Below are 14,967 nucleotides of genomic sequence, written 5' to 3'. Positions count from 1 at the left end.
CCGGGTCAGCTGATGGTGAACAGCTGCTCAAAGTTGGAGATGGCCAGCACCTTGCGCACGTCCGGATTGCAGTGCGCCAGGCTGATCTGCGCGTGCTCGCCGCCGGCGTGGTCGCGCAGCAGCAGGAGCATGCCCAGCGCCGAGCTGTCGAGGTAGGTCGCCCCCTTGAGGTCCACCACGTAGCGCTTGGGCGTGGTCTCGACGCGTTCGTAGGCGTTGCGGAATTCCTGGTGTGCGCCGAAATCGAAACGCCCCTGGACCACGATGGTGAGCTCCTGCCCGTCAGCGGAGGGAACGGAAGTGATGGCCATGGGATTCTCCTTATCGATCGATGGTCGCGCACGAGTCTGAAGATGTAGCAGCTAGCGATGACAGCGGCAACCTCGGCGAGCGATGGGAAACCGCCTCGCCAGACCGGTCCGAGGGTCGCCGCCCGGGTCGATTACTGGACCACCGGTCGCCACAGGCACGGCAAATGCCTTTACCCTTTTACCCGTGCGACACCTGGCGAAGGCCCGCAGAGGCCATGCCAGACTCGTCGCGCCAGGCATGAAGGGGGGAGCATGTACAAGTCCATTCTCATCGCGGCCTGCGTGTTGTGCGCGGAGCCGTATGCGGGGGCCCAGGTGATGCAGCGCGAGCTGGGCGATTTCGAGCTCAAGTTCGCCACCTCGCCAACCCGCAGCATGGCCCAGGGGCTGGTCCAGCCGGGCCAGGCGAACAGCGCCCAGGGCGGCCTCGACATCACCCACGACAGTGGTTGGTACATCGGCAGCTGGACCTCCAACATCGAGCAGGAAAAGCCCCTGGAGATCGACAGCTACGCCGGCTACAAGCACCCGCTGGGCGACGGCAAGCTGGGCTATGAAGTCGGCACCCTGCGCTACAGCCGCCCGGAACAGCCCGACTACGACAGCCAGGCGCTGTACGGCGGCCTCTCGGTATTCGGCAGCCGCCTGGGCGCCGCCTACAGCGCCCAGGCCGGCCGCAGCACGGCCACGCTGTTCACCGACCTGGGCGTGCAGCAGGACCTCGGCTTCGACGTCACCTTCAAGTACTCCACCTACAACCTCGCCTCGCCGGTGAGCCTGGGCAGCGGTGGCAGCGTCAGCGAATTCGGCGACTGGTCCCTGAACTTCAGCCGGCCGTGGAAAGGCATCGACCTGAATTTCTCCTACAGCGGCGGCAGCCTCACCGGCAGCGACTGCAGCGCCTACTCCGGGCACAACGCCTATTGCGATTCGGCGTTCATGCTCAAGGCGTCGCGGCCGTTCTTCTGATCTCAGGCCTTGTCCGGACGCCCCACCAATCTGTAGGAGCGAGCTTGCTCGCGAACCTCTCGACCGCGGAGCTGCGCAGGTTCGCGAGCAAGCTCGCTCCTACACAAAGGCGCCGCCATGCTTCAGTGCGATGCGTGATGGGCGACGCCTGGCGGTCCTGAAAAAGTCAATTTCATTCAAGATGGCCGTGGGAGCAGGGGCTACTCTGCCAGTCACTTCACCGTTCACGCAGGCCTACCCATGCTGCACCACGTGATCTGCACCCCGACCGCCCTGCCCGGCCTGCGCAGCGTCGAGATCCTCACCCAGCGCAGTTTCCCGCGTCACGCCCACGACGAATACGGTATCGGCGTGATGCTGGAAGGTGGGCATCGCTCCTGGAGTGGCCGCGGCCAGGTCGAGGCGCAGCCGCGCGACATCATCACCGTGAGCCCCAACGAACTGCATGACGGCGCCTCGCTGCGTGGCGCCCCGCGCCGCTGGGGGATGCTCTATGTCGAGCCGACGGTGATCGCCCGGCTGGCCGGCGCCGAGTGGGCCGGCCGGGAATTCTCCCTGCCGACCCTCACCGACCCACGCCTTGCCCGGCGCATCGCCACCCTGCTGCAGCGTTTGCCGGACGCCTGTCCCGACGAGGCCAGCGAAGGCGTGCTGGAGCTGTTCGGCGACCTGCTCGAGCAGCGCCGTGCCACGACCGTGGCGGCGCTGCCCTCGCGCGGCGTGGCGCGCATGCTCGAACGGATTCACGACGACCCGCGCCATGCCCCCTCGCTGGCGGAGCTGGCCGGCATTGCCGGGCTGACGCCCTTTGCAGCCCTGCGCCGCTTTCGTCGCGAACTGGCCACCACGCCCCACGCTTATCTCCTGCAGTACCGCGTGCGCCAGGCGCACCAGGCCATCGGCGAAGGCCACACGCTGGCCGAGGCCGCGCTGATCGCCGGCTTCGCCGACCAGCCGCACATGACCCGCGCCTTCGTTCGTCAGTTCGGGCTGACGCCGGGGCAATGGCGCTCATCCATCAGGCCGCCGCCCGCCAAACGCTGAACGCCCGGCGCTGCTGCGCCCCTCCCCTCCACTGACAGGAAACCCACAGGAATGAACGCAGAATTCCTGCTGACGGCGTTCGTCGTCGTGTTGCTGCCGGGCACCGGCGTGCTCTACACCCTCGCCGTCGGCCTCGGCCTGGGCGCCCGCGCCGCCACCCTGGCGGCGCTCGGCTGCACGCTGGGCATGCTCCCGCAGTTGCTGCTCGCTACCTTCGGCCTAACGGTGATCCTGCAGGCCAGCGCCACCAGCTTCCAGGTCGTCCGGCTGCTGGGCACGGCTTACCTGCTGTTCATCGCCTGGCAGGTTTTGCGCGGCAGCGGCGCGCTGGCGCTGGAGGGCGCCGACCGCCCGCGCAGTACGCCGCAACTGGTGGGCACCGGGCTCTGGCTGAACCTGCTCAACCCCAAGCTCGGGCTGTTCTTCCTGGCCTTTCTGCCGCAGTTCGTGCCGCCCGGCAATGACGACGCGCGGACGCTGTTCCTGGCGCTGGGCCTGGTGTTCGCGGTCATGACCTTCGTCGTGTTCATCGGCTACGGGCTACTGGCCGCCTGGGTGCGGGACTACGTGATTTCCCGCCCGCGGGTGATGAGCGTGATCCGCTGGTGCTTCGCCCTGGCCTTCCTCGCCCTGGCGCTGCGCTTGGCCCTGGAGACGATCGTCCTGGCCTAGCCGACCAGCCCCGCGCCCATGTTGATCGCCAACCCGAGGATCGTGGTGTTGAACAGGAAGCCGATCACCGAGTGCGCCAGCACCACCTTGCGCATGGCCCGCGAGGCGACCTCCACGTCGGACGTCTGCACCGCCACGCTGAGGGTGAAGGCGAAGTAGAGGAAGTCCCAGTAGTCCGGGTTCTGCTCACCCTCGGGGAAGCGCAGCACCGGCTGTGCCGCGTCCGTCGAATAGAACTGGCGAGCGTAGTGCATGGTGAAGGTGACGCCGATGAGAAACCAGGAGCCGAACACGGTGCTGGCGGTGAAGGCGTAGCGGATGATCCTGTCGCTGCCGCCGGCATCCCCGGCGGTGGCCAGCTCGACGATGATGGCGCCCAGGCTGGCGACCGCCGCCACGGTGACCAGTACCAGCACCGCTTCGGCATTCTCGTCCTCGATCTCGGCCAACCGGCGGACATCCGCCGGCTCCGCGCGCAGGGCCAGCCAGCCGATCAACAGCACGTAGAGCCAGGCCATGCAGTTCCAGCCCAGCAGCACGCGGGTCATAGGCGCGAGCGGATAGCTCGCCAGCGCCACCAGCAGGCCGACGACCACGGCACTGACCAGGCGCGGATGGGTCCGCAGCAGCGCCCGGTTCAGGCGCAGCATGCCATGCGGTCCAGTTCGGCGGCGGCCAGGTGCGCCACGGCCAGGTCGCTGTCGGCGGCCATGCCGTCGTCGAGGAACCAGGCGGCGGACAGCCCGGCAAATGCCAGCACCCACTCCAGCAACCGCCGGCGATCGACGCGGGCGTGCTCGACGATCACGTCCAACTGGCGCAGGAAGCGCGTGCGCTCGCGGGAGGTGGGCAGGTCCGGGTTGCACAGCAGGTTGGCGTAGTCGAACAGGCGCTCGCCGTAGAGACGCTTGGGATCGATCGCCAGCCAGCCGCGTTCGCCGAAGTCGAGGATGTTGTCGTGATGGATATCACCGTGCAGCACGCGTTGGTCCTGCTCGCTGGCCAGCAGCGCCTCGGCGGTGTCCAGGCAGCGCGGGAACAGCCCGCCGTAGCGCCTGGCGGCCGGCGCCAGGTCGCGGAACCATTCGCGCAGGCCGATCAGATCCGCCGGCGGCTCATCGCGCGGCCAGTGCAGGCGCCGTACCACGTCGCAGAGAATGCGGCTGGCCTGGTCGTCCTCGCCGTTGAGCGCCATGTGCATCAGCGAGCGCGTGCCCTCGGCGCGTTCCATGAGGATGCTGTCACCGTCGTAGGCAAAGACCTGTGCGGCGCCTTCGCCACACCACCAGCTCATCACCCGGCAACCGCCCTGCTCCTCGACGTCCAGCGCGCGCTTGAGCATCGCCGCCCGGCCCATCCAGCGAACCGGCAGCAGATGGCTGCTGGGCGTGATGATCGGCTCACCTTCGGGAGTAAGGCACCACAGGCGCAGGACACGCTCGAAATCCACAGGCACGGGCGCAGGTAACGGCATGGACGGGTTCCGCTGGAAGAGATTGCCTGGAGCCTAGCACGACCGGCCGGGGCGTCAGTCGGCGGTCGGCTTCAGCCGCTGGGCGAATTCGTCGAGCTGCTTCTGCTCGTACTTGTCGGCGGCCAGGCGGGCTTCCTCGCGGTAGCGCTCCACCAACTTGCGCAGGCCTTCGAGGCGGGCGTACTTCTCCTGCCAGATCTCCCGCGCCTTGCCCACGTTGTTCTCGTGGAAAGCCACCGAGCGATTCTGCTGTTCGACGGCGCCTTCGAGCTGGGAAAGGAAGCGCTGGTAGTTGATCAGCCACTGGCCGCTGACGCCCTGCTGGCCGTTGGTGATCCACTGCTGCTGATAGTCGAAGCGGTAGCGTTCCAGCTCGGCGAGCTTGCGCTGCGCCTGCTGCAGCTGGCCCTGCATCTGGCCGAGCTGGCGCGCGGCCTCGCGCTCGGCCTTGAGCGCCATGTCCACCACCGGGGCGAGGCGCTCGGCGCGGCGGTTCATGGGAGAAACCTCTGCCGTGCGCCCCTCTCCCCAGCCCTCTCCCTATAGGGAGAGGGGGCGAAAAGCTCAGAGCCGGGGAGCAAACCCATCAACCGGCCTTGCCGCTGACGACCGCATCCAGCAGCAGGCGGCTGTCGTCGAGGTTCTGGCTTTCGTCCAGGGCCTGGCGAAGGAACTGGCGCATGATCGGGAAGCGCTGGATGGCCAGGTCGGTTTCCGGATCGCCGCCGGCCACGTAGGCACCGACGCTGATCAGGTCGCGGCTCTGCTGGTAGCGCGACCACAACTGTTTGAAGCGCTGGGCGTCGCGCATATGTTCGGGGCTGGTGACCTGGGGCATCACCCGGCTGATCGAGGCTTCGATGTCGATGGCCGGGTAATGGCCTTCCTCGGCCAGCCGGCGCGACAGTACGAAGTGGCCATCGAGCACGCCGCGCGCGGCATCGGCGATCGGGTCCTGCTGGTCGTCGCCTTCGCTGAGTACGGTGTAGAACGCGGTGATCGAACCGCCGCCCTTCTCGCCGTTGCCGGCGCGCTCCACCAGGCGCGGCAGCTTGGCGAACACCGACGGCGGGTAGCCCTTGGTCGCCGGCGGCTCGCCGATGGCCAGGGCGATCTCGCGCTGGGCCTGGGCGTAGCGGGTCAGGGAGTCCATCAGCAGCAGGACGTTCTTGCCCTTGTCGCGGAAATATTCGGCGATGCGCGTGCAGTACTGCGCGGCGCGCAGGCGCATCAGCGGCGCATCGTCGGCAGGCGAGGCGACCACCACGGAGCGCTTGAGGCCTTCCTCGCCGAGGATGTGCTCGATGAATTCCTTCACCTCGCGGCCCCGCTCGCCGATCAGCCCGACCACGATGATGTCGGCCTTGGTGAAGCGGGTCATCATGCCCAGCAGCACCGATTTACCCACGCCGGTGCCGGCGAACAGGCCCAGGCGCTGGCCGCGGCCGACGGTAAGCAGGGAGTTGATCGAGCGGATGCCGACGTCCATGGGTTCATGGATCGGGTCGCGCGCCAGCGGGTTGATGATCGGGCCATCGATCGGCACCCAGTCTTCGGCGCGCATGCCGCCCTTGCCGTCCAGCGCGCGGCCGACACCATCGAGCACGCGACCGAGCATGGACATGCCCATGGGCAGGCGGCCGGAATCCGGCAGCGGCACCACGCGGGCGCCGGGGGCGATGCCGGCCAGGCTGCCCACCGGCATCAGGTAGATCTTGCTGCCGGCAAAGCCCATGACTTCGGCTTCCACCTGCACCGGGTGATAGCCGCCGTCGTTGATCACCTGGCAACGGCTGCCGACGGCGGCCTGCAGGCCTTCGGCCTCCAGGGTCAGGCCGACCATGCGCAGCAGGCGCCCTTCCACCACCGGCTGGGCGGGCAGGTCCACGGCGTCGGTGTAGCCCTGCAGGCGTCGGGCGAAACTGACGCGGTCAAGGCGCATCGGGGTTGCCCTGGCCGGCGTCGAGGTCGACGTGCAGGTCAGGCTCCAGTGCGTGGGTGGCCTGGTCGCGCTGCTGCTCGAAGAGTTGCTTCACGGCCTGGGCCAGGCGCGTCTCGACGCTGGCGTCGATGCGCGAATGTTCGGTTTCGATGCGGCAGCCTCCGGGCAGCAGGCCGTCGTCCTCGATGATCTTCCAGCTTTCTTCGTGGCGATCGCGCAGGGCCTTCACCAGTTCGAAGTCCTGCGGGTTGACCTGGATGCGGATGTTGCCGGCGCCCATGGGCAGCAGCTTGAGCGCCTCGCGCAGCACCAGGCGGATCTGGCTGGAGTCGGTGGCCAATTCGCGCTGCACCACCTGGCGCACCACGTGGGTTACCAGGGTGAGCATGCCCTGTTCGAGCATCTGGTCCTGCTCGGCAACGGGTTCGAGCAGATGCGACATCAAGGTTTCGAGGCTCTGCAGGCGCGGTTGCAGGGCCGCGTCGGCTTCCTGGCGCGCCTTGATCTGGCCAGCGTGGAAGCCGTCCTTCTCGCCGGTGGAGAAGCCTTCGTTGTACGCCTCCTGGCGGATCGCCTCGAGTTCGTCCAGCGTCAGCGGCTTGACCTCTTCCTCTGGTACCTCCTCGATCTGCGGCTGCTCCTCCACCGCAGGCTCGGGTTCCGGCTCGGGCTCGGGGGCCGGGCGCGCCGGGTCGAAGCTGGGCAACGACCAGCGGTCGAAGCCCGCCACGTCGCGCGCGCGGATCAGTTCGCTGAGCTTGTCTTCATCCTTCGCCGGCGGGACCACGTCAGATCATCTCCTCGCCGCCCTTGCCGCCCAGCACGATCTCGCCGGACTCGGCCATGCGCCGGGCAATGGTGAGGATTTCCTTCTGCGCGCCTTCCACTTCGCTGACGCGCACCGGGCCCTTGGCCTCCAGGTCGTCGCGCAGCAGTTCGGCGGCACGCTTGGACATGTTGCGGAAGATCTTCTCGCGGATCGCCTCGTCCGAGCCCTTGAGGGCCAGCACCAGCACGTCCGAGGACACCTCGCGCAGCAGCGCCTGGATGCCGCGGTCGTCGACGTCGGCGAGGTTGTCGAAGACGAACATCAGGTCTTCGATCTGGCCCGACAGGTCCTCGTCGACTTCGCGGATGGCGTCCATCAGCGCGCCTTCGACCGAGCTGTCGAGGTAGTTCATGATGTCCGCCGCGCGCTTCACGCCGCCCATGGTGGTGCGGGTGGAGTTGGCGTTGCCGGCGAACTGCTTCTCCAGGATCAGGTTCAGTTCCTTGAGCGCGGACGGCTGCACGGTGTTGAGCGAGGACACGCGCAGGATGATGTCCAGGCGCACCTTGTGGTCGAAGTGGCTGAGCACTTCGCCGGCCTGGTCCGGGTCGAGGTAGGCGACCACGATGGCCTGGATCTGCGGGTGCTCGTAGCGGATCACGTCAGCCACGGCGCGCGGCTCCATCCACTTCAGGCTGTCCAGGCCGCTGGTGTTGCCGCCCAGCAGGATGCGGTCGATGAGGTTGTTCGCCTTGTCCTCGCCCAGGGCCTGAGTGAGCATCTTGCGGATGTAGCTGTCGGCGCCCACGCCCAGGCTGGTCTGGTCGCCGACGATCTCGACGAACTCGCCCATCACCTGCTCGACCTGCTCGCGGTGCACGTTGCGCATCTGCGCCATGGCCACGCCGACCTTCTGCACTTCCTTCGGGCCCATGTGGCGCAGCACCTGCGCGGCATCGGTCTCACCCAGGGAGAGCAGGAGGATGGCGGCCTTGTCGACCTTGTTCAGTTTGGCGCTCATGCGGGCTTCACTCATCGGAATTGATCCAGTCCTTCACTACCTGGGCAACGCGCCCCGGGTCCTGGGCGACCAGTGTCTTGATCGCATTCAATTGTGCATCGTACCCCTCGGACGGGCTGGGCAGCAGGATGCTGGCCGGGCCACCGAGGCTCACGCGGTCTTCGGACAGCTCGCCCTCCAGACCGCCCAACTCGCCCAGGCCACCTTCGCCTGCGGCGCCACCGGCCACCAGGGCCTTGCTCTTGTTGCCCGACAGGTTGTTCAGCACCGGGCGCAGCACGCCCAGCACCAGCACCAGGATGAAGACGATGCCCAGCACCTGCTTGACCACGTCCCAGAACCAGGGCTGCGAGTAGAACGGCGGCGAGACGATCTCGTCACCCAGCTCCGGGGCGAACGGTGCGTTGATCACGCTGACGCTGTCGCCACGGCTGGCGTCATAGCCTACCGCGTCCTGCACCAGGCGGGTGAAGCGCGCCAGTTCGTCGGCGCTCCAGGGCTGGTGGCTGACTTCGCCGGTCTTCGGGTCGGCGATCATGCGGTCGTCCAGCACCACCGCGACGGAAAGCCGGCGCAGGCGGCCCTGCTGCTGCTTGGTGTAGCTCACCGAGCGATCCAGCTCGTAGTTGCGGGTGTTCTGCTGGCGCTTGTCGGTCGGGTACGGCGCCAGCTCCGGCTTGCCGGTCTTCGGATCGATGATGGTCTGGCCGTTGGCGTCCTTGAGCGGTTGACCCGGCGCGACGAAATCCCCGCCGGCATTCTGGGCGGTGGTCTGCGGCGAGCTGGCCGGGCCCGGCGGCTGGTTCGACAGCGCACCCGGCACGCCCTGCGGGCCGTTGCTGTTCTGCCGTTCCTCGTTGTTCACCTGCTCGCTGCGCAGGGCCGGCTGGTCCGGGTTGAACGACTCGGAGGTGGATTCCACCGCGCTGAAGTCGACGTCGGCGGAGACCTCGGCCTTGTAGCGGCCGTTGCCCAGCACCGGCGCCAGGATGCTGTGCACGCGCTGGGTGAAGTTGCTTTCCATGCGCCGGGTGAAATCGAACTGCTTGCCGGCCATGGTCAGCTCGGAAAGCTCCTGCTGGTCGGACAGCAGGTTGCCCTTCTGGTCGACCACGGTGACCTGGGATTTATCCAGTTCCGGCACGCTGGTGGCGACCAGGTTGACGATCGCCAGCACCTGGCTCGGCTCCAGGGTGCGGCCCGGGTACAGCTCGACCAGCACGGAGGCGCTGGGCTTGCGGTCGTCACGGACGAATACCGAGCTCTTGGGGATCGCCAGGTGCACGCGGGCGGCCTTGACGTTGTTCAGGCTGGAGACGGTGCGCGCCAGCTCGCCTTCCAGGCCGCGACGGTAATTGGTCGCTTCCATGAACTGGCTGGTGCCCAGCGCCTGCTCCTTGTCGAGGATCTCGAAGCCGACGTTGTTGTCGGTCGGCGCCAGGCCTGCGCCGGCGACTTTCATGCGCGCGCGGCCCAGGTCGTCGGCCTTCACCAGCAGCGCGCCGGAGTTGGGCTCGATCTTGTAGCCGATGTCGGCAGCGGTCAGCGCCTCGACCACCTTGTTGGCGTCGACGCCGTTGAGGCTGCCATAGAGCGGCTTGTAGTCCGGCTGCTGGGACCACAGCACCATGCCGAAGCCGATGGCGATGCTCGCGGCGAGGCCGACCAGCAGGCCGACCTGGCGCAGCACCGGCATGTCCGCGAGGTTCTCGAGGAACGTCAGGCCAAGCAGCGGCTTCTTCGGCGCATCGGCGCCGAGCTTGGCGGGAACCTGACTGTCAATAACGCTGGCTTCAGCCATTACCTACGATCCTCGCCGCTCAAACCGGCATCTGCATGATGTCCTGGTACGCCTGCACGAGCTTGTTGCGTACCTGGGTCATCGCCTGGAAAGAAACACTGGCCTTCTGCGAGGCGATCATCACATCGGTGAGATCAACCCCTTTCTGCCCCATCTCGAACGCGCTGGCCATGTCGGAGGCGGCCTGCTGGGTACCGTTCACCTTGTCCACCGCCTGGCCGAGCATCTGCGAGAAGCTCGGCGCTCCCGCTTCGACCGGCCCGGCCTGCGTCTTCGCCTTGGCCATGGCCTCCATTTGCATGGAGCGCATTTCCAGCAACAGACGATTGAACTCGATACCCTGACTCATCACTTACCCCTCCGACTGGCCGCGGTTTTTTGACACTGCGCGGCGCTTTGCAGGGGAGATTGCAACTTGGGTGCCAGGTTTTCAGGGCGTAGGAAAAAGACGGTGGATGGCTCTGGGATGGGGCTTCTAGGGGAAAACCGAACAGGCAGAGGCTGGCAGCTTCGTCGCCATGATCGGGACGGGCCTGTAGGAGCGAGCTTGCTCGCGAACAGCTCTGGCACGAGACCGGTTCGCGAGCAAGCTCGCTCCTACGAAAAGCACGCCTGCCCGAGCGCAGCGGGCCTCAAGAAAAGGCCCGCACGAAGGCGGGCCAAGAGGGGTCGTTCGTTCGCCGATCAGCTGGCGTAGAGGTACGCCTCCACATCCATGCCGGCATCGCGCATCTGCGCGAGCTTGTAGCGCAGGGTGCGCGGGCTGATGCCCAGGCGCTCGGCGGCTTCCTTGCGGCGGCCGCGCTCGCTGCGCAGGGTGTCGATGATCATCTGGAACTCGCGGCGCTTGAGATCTTCGCCCAACGGCCCGGCCTCCACGGAGGTCGGTGACGGAATCTCGACACCCACGGGAGCCGGCGCGGCAGGCGAAGCCGGAACCGCCGTCAGCACGGGGCGCGGCGCCAGGCCGATCGGCGCGGTCAGGCAAAGGTCGGCCGCTTGCACCTGGCCGCCCTGCTGGAGGATCAGCGAGCGCTGGATGGCGTTGTCCAGCTCGCGCACGTTGCCCGGCCAGGGATGCGCCAGCAACGCGGCGCGGGCGTCCTCGGCCAGGGTCACGGGCGCATGGTTCATCTTGCGCGCGTACTTGGCCAGCAGGCGCTCGGCCAGCGGCAGGATGTCGGCGGGACGCTCGCGCAGCGGACGCCAGGCCAGCGGGAAGACCGACAGGCGATAGTAGAGGTCTTCACGGAAACGCCCCGCAGCCACTTCACCCAGCAGGTCGCGGTTGGTGGTGGCAAGCACGCGGATGTCCAGGCTGATCGGCTTGCGCGCGCCGACGCGCTCCACCTCGCGCTCCTGCAGTACGCGCAGCAGCTTGGCCTGCAGGGCCAGCGGCATTTCGGAGATTTCGTCGAGCAGGATGGTGCCGCCGTCGGCCAGTTCGAACTTGCCCGGCTGGGCGGCGATGGCACCGGTGAAGGCGCCCTTCTCGTGGCCGAACAGGGTGGCCTCGAGCATGTTGTCCGGGATCGCCGCACAGTTGATGGCAACGAAGGGTCTGCCGGCGCGCGGCGATTGCTGGTGGATGTACTGCGCGAGGACTTCCTTGCCAGTGCCGGACTCGCCGGAGATCAGCACGGTGGAGTCGCTGCGGGCGACGCGGGCCGCCAGCTCCAGCAGTTGCTGGCTGGCCGGTTCCAGGGCCACCGGGCCTTCGCCGGCACTGGCCGGAACGGCGCCCAGCGCATGGCGCGCCACCAGCTCCAGCAGCGCGCGCGGCTCGAAGGGTTTGACCAGGTAATCGGCGGCGCCCTGGCGCATCGCGTCCACGGCGCGGTCGACGGCGCCGTAGGCCGTCATCAGCAGCACCGGCAGTTGCGGGTAGCGCTTGCGGATCAGGCCGAGCAGCTGGTGCCCGTCCATGCCCGGCATGTTGACGTCGCTGATCACCAGGCCGAAGGCGTCCTTCTCCAGCGCCGGCAGCGCGGCCTCGGCGCAGTCGACGGCGACGAAGTCATGCCCGCCGAGCGAGAGGGTGTCGGAGAGGGCTTCACGAAGGGCGCGGTCGTCTTCGACCAGCAGGACTTTGGCGGCCATGGAAATCACTCCTCGTGGACGACGGGTTGAGCCAGGATCAGCGGCAGAATCAGGGTGGCGCAGGTGCCGACACCGGGGCGCGAGCGCAGGCGCAGCTCGCCCTGGTGGGCCTTGGCGACGGCCTTGACCACGGCAAGGCCGAGGCCGGTGCCGGTGGTCTTGGTGGTGAAGAACGGCTCGCCCAGGCGCGCCAGGGTCTCGGCGCTCATGCCGGGGCCGTTGTCGCTGACGGACAGGCGCAGGCTGTTGCCGCGCTGGTACAGGTGCACTTTCAGGCGCACATCGCGGCCGGCGGCCTGGATGGCGTTTTCCACCAGGTTGAGCACGGTGCCGACCAGGGTGTCGCGATTGCACAGCAGCTCGCCTGCGCGGGCGTCGCACTGCCAGCGCAGGTTCAGGCCGGCGACGTGGGATTCGGCGGCGGCACGCAGGCTGGCGAACAGCTGGGTGGGGGCAAGGCGGTCCGGCAGGGGCAGTTCGCCGCGGGCGAACACCAGCATGTCGCGCACCTGGCTTTCCAGTTCGTGCAGGCGCTCCTTGATGCGCCCGGCGAAACGCTGCTGCTGTTCCACCGGCAGCTCGCCCTCGCTCAGGTGGCCGGCGTAGAGCATCGCGGCGGACAGCGGGGTGCGGATCTGGTGGGCCAGGGACGCGACCATGCGGCCAAGGGCGGACAGGCGCTCATGGCGGGCGAGCTGTTCCTGCAGGCGACGGGTTTCCGTCAGGTCGTTGAGCAGGATGAGCTGGCCGGGTTCGCCGTTCAGCGGGCGGATGGCGATGGACACGCGGCGGCCATCGCGCAGGGAGACTTCGTGGCCGTCGTCGGCACGCGGGGCGAAGCTGCGGGAGATGACTTCGCGCCAGAGCATGCCCACCAGCGGCTTGCCCAGCAGGGCCACCGCCACCGGATTGGCGTCGCGCACCACGCCCTGGCCGTCGATCATGATGACGCCGCCGGGGAGCACGTCGAGCAGGCTCTGCAGGCGGTTGGCCTGGCGCTCCTTCTCCGCCAGCTCCTGCATGCGCTGCGCACTGACCAGGGCGAGCTCGCCCTTGAGTTCGGTGACGCGGGCTTCCAGCAGGCTGTAGGACTGGTTGAGCTGGCTGGACATCTGGCTGAACAGCGCGAAGGTCTGCTCCAGATGGGCACGGCTCTGCTGTTCCACCGGTACCGGCAGCGGTTCTGCGGGCAGCGGGGAAGCGAGATCAGTCTGGCGTTGGGTGGCGGGCATCATGCGGTTTTCCTCATCCGTCCGACGGCGTGAATCTGTCGGTCGGATGAGTCTTAGCAAACCGCGTGCCTAAAATTTACTCGTTATTTTTCAATGAGTTGAAAAAACGAGCAGGGCGCAGGCGTCAATCCTCCGCCATTTCCTCTTCGCGGCGGCTCATGCCGTACTTGCGCATTTTCTCCACCAGGGTGGTACGGCGGATGCGCAGGCGTTCGGCGGCGCGGGCCACCACGCCGCTGGCGTCGTCCAGCGCCTGCTGGATCAGGCCCTGCTCCAGGTTGGCGAGGTAGTCCTTGAGGTCGATGCCCTCGGCCGGCAACATGGCCGGCGAGTCGAGGCCCGGCAGGCCAGCGGTGATCGCCGCGCGCTCTTCGAGTTCCTCGCGCAGGCTGGTCGCCAGTTGCTCGTCCTCGTCGTCGACATGGCGGAATTTCTTCGGCAACTCGCCAACGCCGATCACGCCGTAGGGATGCATGATCGCCAGGCGCTCGACCAGGTTGGCCAGCTCGCGCACGTTGCCCGGCCAGTCGTGGCGGCAGAGCGACATGATGGCGGCGGAGTTGAAGCGGATCGAACCGCGCTTCTCGTGCTCCATGCGCGAGATCAGTTCGTTCATCAGCAGCGGGATGTCCTCCACGCGCTCGCGCAGGGGGGCCATCTCGATGGGGAAGACGTTGAGGCGGTAGTAGAGGTCTTCGCGGAAGCTGCCGTCCTCGATCATCTTCTCGAGGTTCTTGTGGGTCGCGGCGATGATGCGCACGTCGACGTTCTGCGTCTTGTTGCTGCCCACGCGCTCGAAGGTGCGCTCCTGCAGCACGCGCAGCAGCTTGACCTGCATCGGCAGCGGCATGTCGCCGATCTCGTCGAGGAACAGGGTGCCGCCGTTGGCCAGTTCGAAGCGCCCTGCCCGGCTGGTGATGGCGCCGGTGAAGGCACCCTTCTCGTGGCCGAACAGTTCGCTTTCCAGCAGCTCGGCGGGAATCGCGCCGCAGTTGACCGGCACGAAGGGCGCGTCGCGGCGCTTGGAGTGGTAGTGCAGGTTGCGCGCCACCACTTCCTTGCCGGTACCGGACTCGCCGAGGATCAGTACGCTGGCGTCGGTGTCGGCGACCTGCTGCATCATCTGCCGCACCTGCTGGATGGCACGGCTGGTGCCCACCAGGCTGCGGAACAGGTTGGGTTCGCGCTGGCGGCCGCGCTCGCGGGCCTGGTCGTACATTTCGCGGTAGACCTGGGCGCGGTGCAGGGAGTCGAGCAGCTTGTTGTAGCTGGGCGGCATCTCGAGGCTGGCCAGCACGCGGCGGCGCAGTTCCTCGGGCCACTCGTTGGGCACCGGTTCGCCCAACAGCAGCACCGGCAGGTACTCGTCCCAGGCGGCGAGCTGCTTGAGCAGCTCCAGCGCCCCGCCCTTGCTGTCCACCGCGCCGACCAGCACGCAGAGGACATCGCGGCTGCCGTTGGGCAGCGGGTCGACAACCTGGCGCCAATCGCGGCTGCCGCCGGACAGTTGGTCTTCACCCAGGAAGCTGATGATTACCGACAGGTCCCGGCAACGGTCCTGGTTGTCATCGATCACGAGGATTTTCGTTTCGCGCCACATCTTAGCTTGTCATCCCGGGCTTGAAGGCCGTA

At 67.6% G+C, this 14,967-nt stretch carries 15 protein-coding genes; 3 read left to right on the top strand and 12 right to left on the bottom strand.

Features of this window, described 5'->3' with window-relative positions:
* Window positions 1-5: 5 nt before the first annotated feature.
* The gene (locus ACNFIA_RS21475) at window positions 6-311 is read right to left on the bottom strand and encodes an STAS domain-containing protein (RefSeq protein ID WP_259756407.1); all 306 of its coding nucleotides are present in this window, start codon (window positions 309-311) and stop codon (window positions 6-8) included.
* Between the two features lie 252 nt (window positions 312-563).
* Here ACNFIA_RS21475 and ACNFIA_RS21470 point away from each other — a divergent pair, with 252 nt between their 5' ends.
* The 3 genes from ACNFIA_RS21470 (at window position 564) to ACNFIA_RS21460 (ending at window position 2,996) form a co-directional block, all read left to right on the top strand.
* On the top strand, window positions 564-1,280 hold the full coding sequence (locus ACNFIA_RS21470; protein ID WP_416788480.1) for a TorF family putative porin: 717 nt from the start codon (window positions 564-566) through the stop codon (window positions 1,278-1,280).
* Window positions 1,281-1,520: 240 nt separating this feature from the next.
* Window positions 1,521-2,324, top strand: a complete 804-nt coding sequence (locus ACNFIA_RS21465; RefSeq protein ID WP_416788478.1) for an AraC family transcriptional regulator — start codon at window positions 1,521-1,523, stop codon at window positions 2,322-2,324.
* Window positions 2,325-2,375: 51 nt separating this feature from the next.
* Window positions 2,376-2,996 (top strand): LysE family translocator, encoded by a 621-nt coding sequence (locus ACNFIA_RS21460; protein WP_416788476.1) that lies wholly within the window; start codon window positions 2,376-2,378, stop codon window positions 2,994-2,996.
* Here the strand turns inward: ACNFIA_RS21460 and ACNFIA_RS21455 are convergent.
* The 11 genes from ACNFIA_RS21455 to ACNFIA_RS21405 form a co-directional block, all read right to left on the bottom strand.
* A complete protein-coding gene (locus ACNFIA_RS21455; protein ID WP_416788474.1) occupies window positions 2,993-3,646 on the bottom strand; it encodes a DUF1345 domain-containing protein in 654 nt (217 codons plus the stop codon). The two genes, ACNFIA_RS21460 and ACNFIA_RS21455, sit on opposite strands and share 4 nt — an antisense overlap.
* On the bottom strand, window positions 3,634-4,470 hold the full coding sequence (locus ACNFIA_RS21450) for an aminoglycoside phosphotransferase family protein (RefSeq protein ID WP_416788471.1): 837 nt from the start codon (window positions 4,468-4,470) through the stop codon (window positions 3,634-3,636). Before ACNFIA_RS21450 ends, ACNFIA_RS21455 begins: the two co-directional genes overlap by 13 nt.
* Window positions 4,471-4,524: 54 nt before the next feature.
* Window positions 4,525-4,968: a flagellar export protein FliJ gene (gene fliJ / locus ACNFIA_RS21445; RefSeq protein ID WP_416788469.1), complete on the bottom strand. Its 444-nt coding sequence runs from the start codon at window positions 4,966-4,968 to the stop codon at window positions 4,525-4,527.
* An 88-nt stretch (window positions 4,969-5,056) separates the two neighbouring features.
* Entirely contained in the window at window positions 5,057-6,412 is a 1,356-nt protein-coding gene (gene fliI / locus ACNFIA_RS21440; RefSeq protein ID WP_259756418.1) for a flagellar protein export ATPase FliI, read from the bottom strand.
* Window positions 6,402-7,199, bottom strand: coding sequence for a flagellar assembly protein FliH (fliH, locus tag ACNFIA_RS21435; protein WP_416788467.1), 798 nt, complete (start codon window positions 7,197-7,199; stop codon window positions 6,402-6,404). The genes fliI and fliH overlap by 11 nt, the downstream gene beginning before the upstream one ends.
* Window position 7,200: 1 nt before the next feature.
* Window positions 7,201-8,217, bottom strand: a complete 1,017-nt coding sequence (fliG, locus tag ACNFIA_RS21430; protein WP_017520274.1) for a flagellar motor switch protein FliG — start codon at window positions 8,215-8,217, stop codon at window positions 7,201-7,203.
* Complete coding sequence (fliF, locus tag ACNFIA_RS21425) at window positions 8,210-10,003, bottom strand: flagellar basal-body MS-ring/collar protein FliF (protein WP_259756421.1); 1,794 nt, start codon at window positions 10,001-10,003, stop codon at window positions 8,210-8,212. The genes fliG and fliF overlap by 8 nt, the downstream gene beginning before the upstream one ends.
* 19 nt (window positions 10,004-10,022) lie before the next feature.
* Window positions 10,023-10,352, bottom strand: coding sequence for a flagellar hook-basal body complex protein FliE (gene fliE, locus ACNFIA_RS21420; RefSeq protein ID WP_416788464.1), 330 nt, complete (start codon window positions 10,350-10,352; stop codon window positions 10,023-10,025).
* A 335-nt stretch (window positions 10,353-10,687) separates the two neighbouring features.
* On the bottom strand, window positions 10,688-12,103 hold the full coding sequence (fleR, locus tag ACNFIA_RS21415) for a sigma-54-dependent response regulator transcription factor FleR (protein WP_416788462.1): 1,416 nt from the start codon (window positions 12,101-12,103) through the stop codon (window positions 10,688-10,690).
* Between the two features lie 5 nt (window positions 12,104-12,108).
* Window positions 12,109-13,338, bottom strand: coding sequence for a sensor histidine kinase (locus ACNFIA_RS21410; protein ID WP_416788460.1), 1,230 nt, complete (start codon window positions 13,336-13,338; stop codon window positions 12,109-12,111).
* A gap of 121 nt (window positions 13,339-13,459) precedes the next feature.
* A complete protein-coding gene (locus ACNFIA_RS21405; protein WP_259756427.1) occupies window positions 13,460-14,935 on the bottom strand; it encodes a sigma-54 dependent transcriptional regulator in 1,476 nt (491 codons plus the stop codon).
* Window positions 14,936-14,967: the final 32 nt, after the last annotated feature.

This window comes from Pseudomonas sp. NY15437 (genome assembly GCF_048068435.1).
Classification (GTDB): Bacteria; Pseudomonadota; Gammaproteobacteria; order Pseudomonadales; family Pseudomonadaceae; genus Pseudomonas; species Pseudomonas nitroreducens_B.
This window is presented reverse-complemented; position numbering and strand designations above follow the sequence as displayed.

What these genes read in the sequence shown, in the direction of transcription:
- ACNFIA_RS21475 (WP_259756407.1), bottom strand. Translation starts at nt 311, where the DNA reads ATGGCCATCACTTCCGTTCCCTCCGCTGACGGGCAGGAGCTCACCATC.
- fliJ (WP_416788469.1), bottom strand. Translation starts at nt 4,968, where the DNA reads ATGAACCGCCGCGCCGAGCGCCTCGCCCCGGTGGTGGACATGGCGCTC.
- fleR (WP_416788462.1), bottom strand. Translation starts at nt 12,103, where the DNA reads ATGGCCGCCAAAGTCCTGCTGGTCGAAGACGACCGCGCCCTTCGTGAA.
- fliI (WP_259756418.1), bottom strand. Translation starts at nt 6,412, where the DNA reads ATGCGCCTTGACCGCGTCAGTTTCGCCCGACGCCTGCAGGGCTACACC.
- ACNFIA_RS21465 (WP_416788478.1), top strand. Translation starts at nt 1,521, where the DNA reads ATGCTGCACCACGTGATCTGCACCCCGACCGCCCTGCCCGGCCTGCGC.
- fliG (WP_017520274.1), bottom strand. Translation starts at nt 8,217, where the DNA reads ATGAGTGAAGCCCGCATGAGCGCCAAACTGAACAAGGTCGACAAGGCC.
- fliF (WP_259756421.1), bottom strand. Translation starts at nt 10,003, where the DNA reads ATGGCTGAAGCCAGCGTTATTGACAGTCAGGTTCCCGCCAAGCTCGGC.
- ACNFIA_RS21450 (WP_416788471.1), bottom strand. Translation starts at nt 4,470, where the DNA reads ATGCCGTTACCTGCGCCCGTGCCTGTGGATTTCGAGCGTGTCCTGCGC.
- ACNFIA_RS21410 (WP_416788460.1), bottom strand. Translation starts at nt 13,338, where the DNA reads ATGATGCCCGCCACCCAACGCCAGACTGATCTCGCTTCCCCGCTGCCC.
- ACNFIA_RS21460 (WP_416788476.1), top strand. Translation starts at nt 2,376, where the DNA reads ATGAACGCAGAATTCCTGCTGACGGCGTTCGTCGTCGTGTTGCTGCCG.
- ACNFIA_RS21470 (WP_416788480.1), top strand. Translation starts at nt 564, where the DNA reads ATGTACAAGTCCATTCTCATCGCGGCCTGCGTGTTGTGCGCGGAGCCG.
- ACNFIA_RS21455 (WP_416788474.1), bottom strand. Translation starts at nt 3,646, where the DNA reads ATGCTGCGCCTGAACCGGGCGCTGCTGCGGACCCATCCGCGCCTGGTC.
- fliE (WP_416788464.1), bottom strand. Translation starts at nt 10,352, where the DNA reads ATGAGTCAGGGTATCGAGTTCAATCGTCTGTTGCTGGAAATGCGCTCC.
- ACNFIA_RS21405 (WP_259756427.1), bottom strand. Translation starts at nt 14,935, where the DNA reads ATGTGGCGCGAAACGAAAATCCTCGTGATCGATGACAACCAGGACCGT.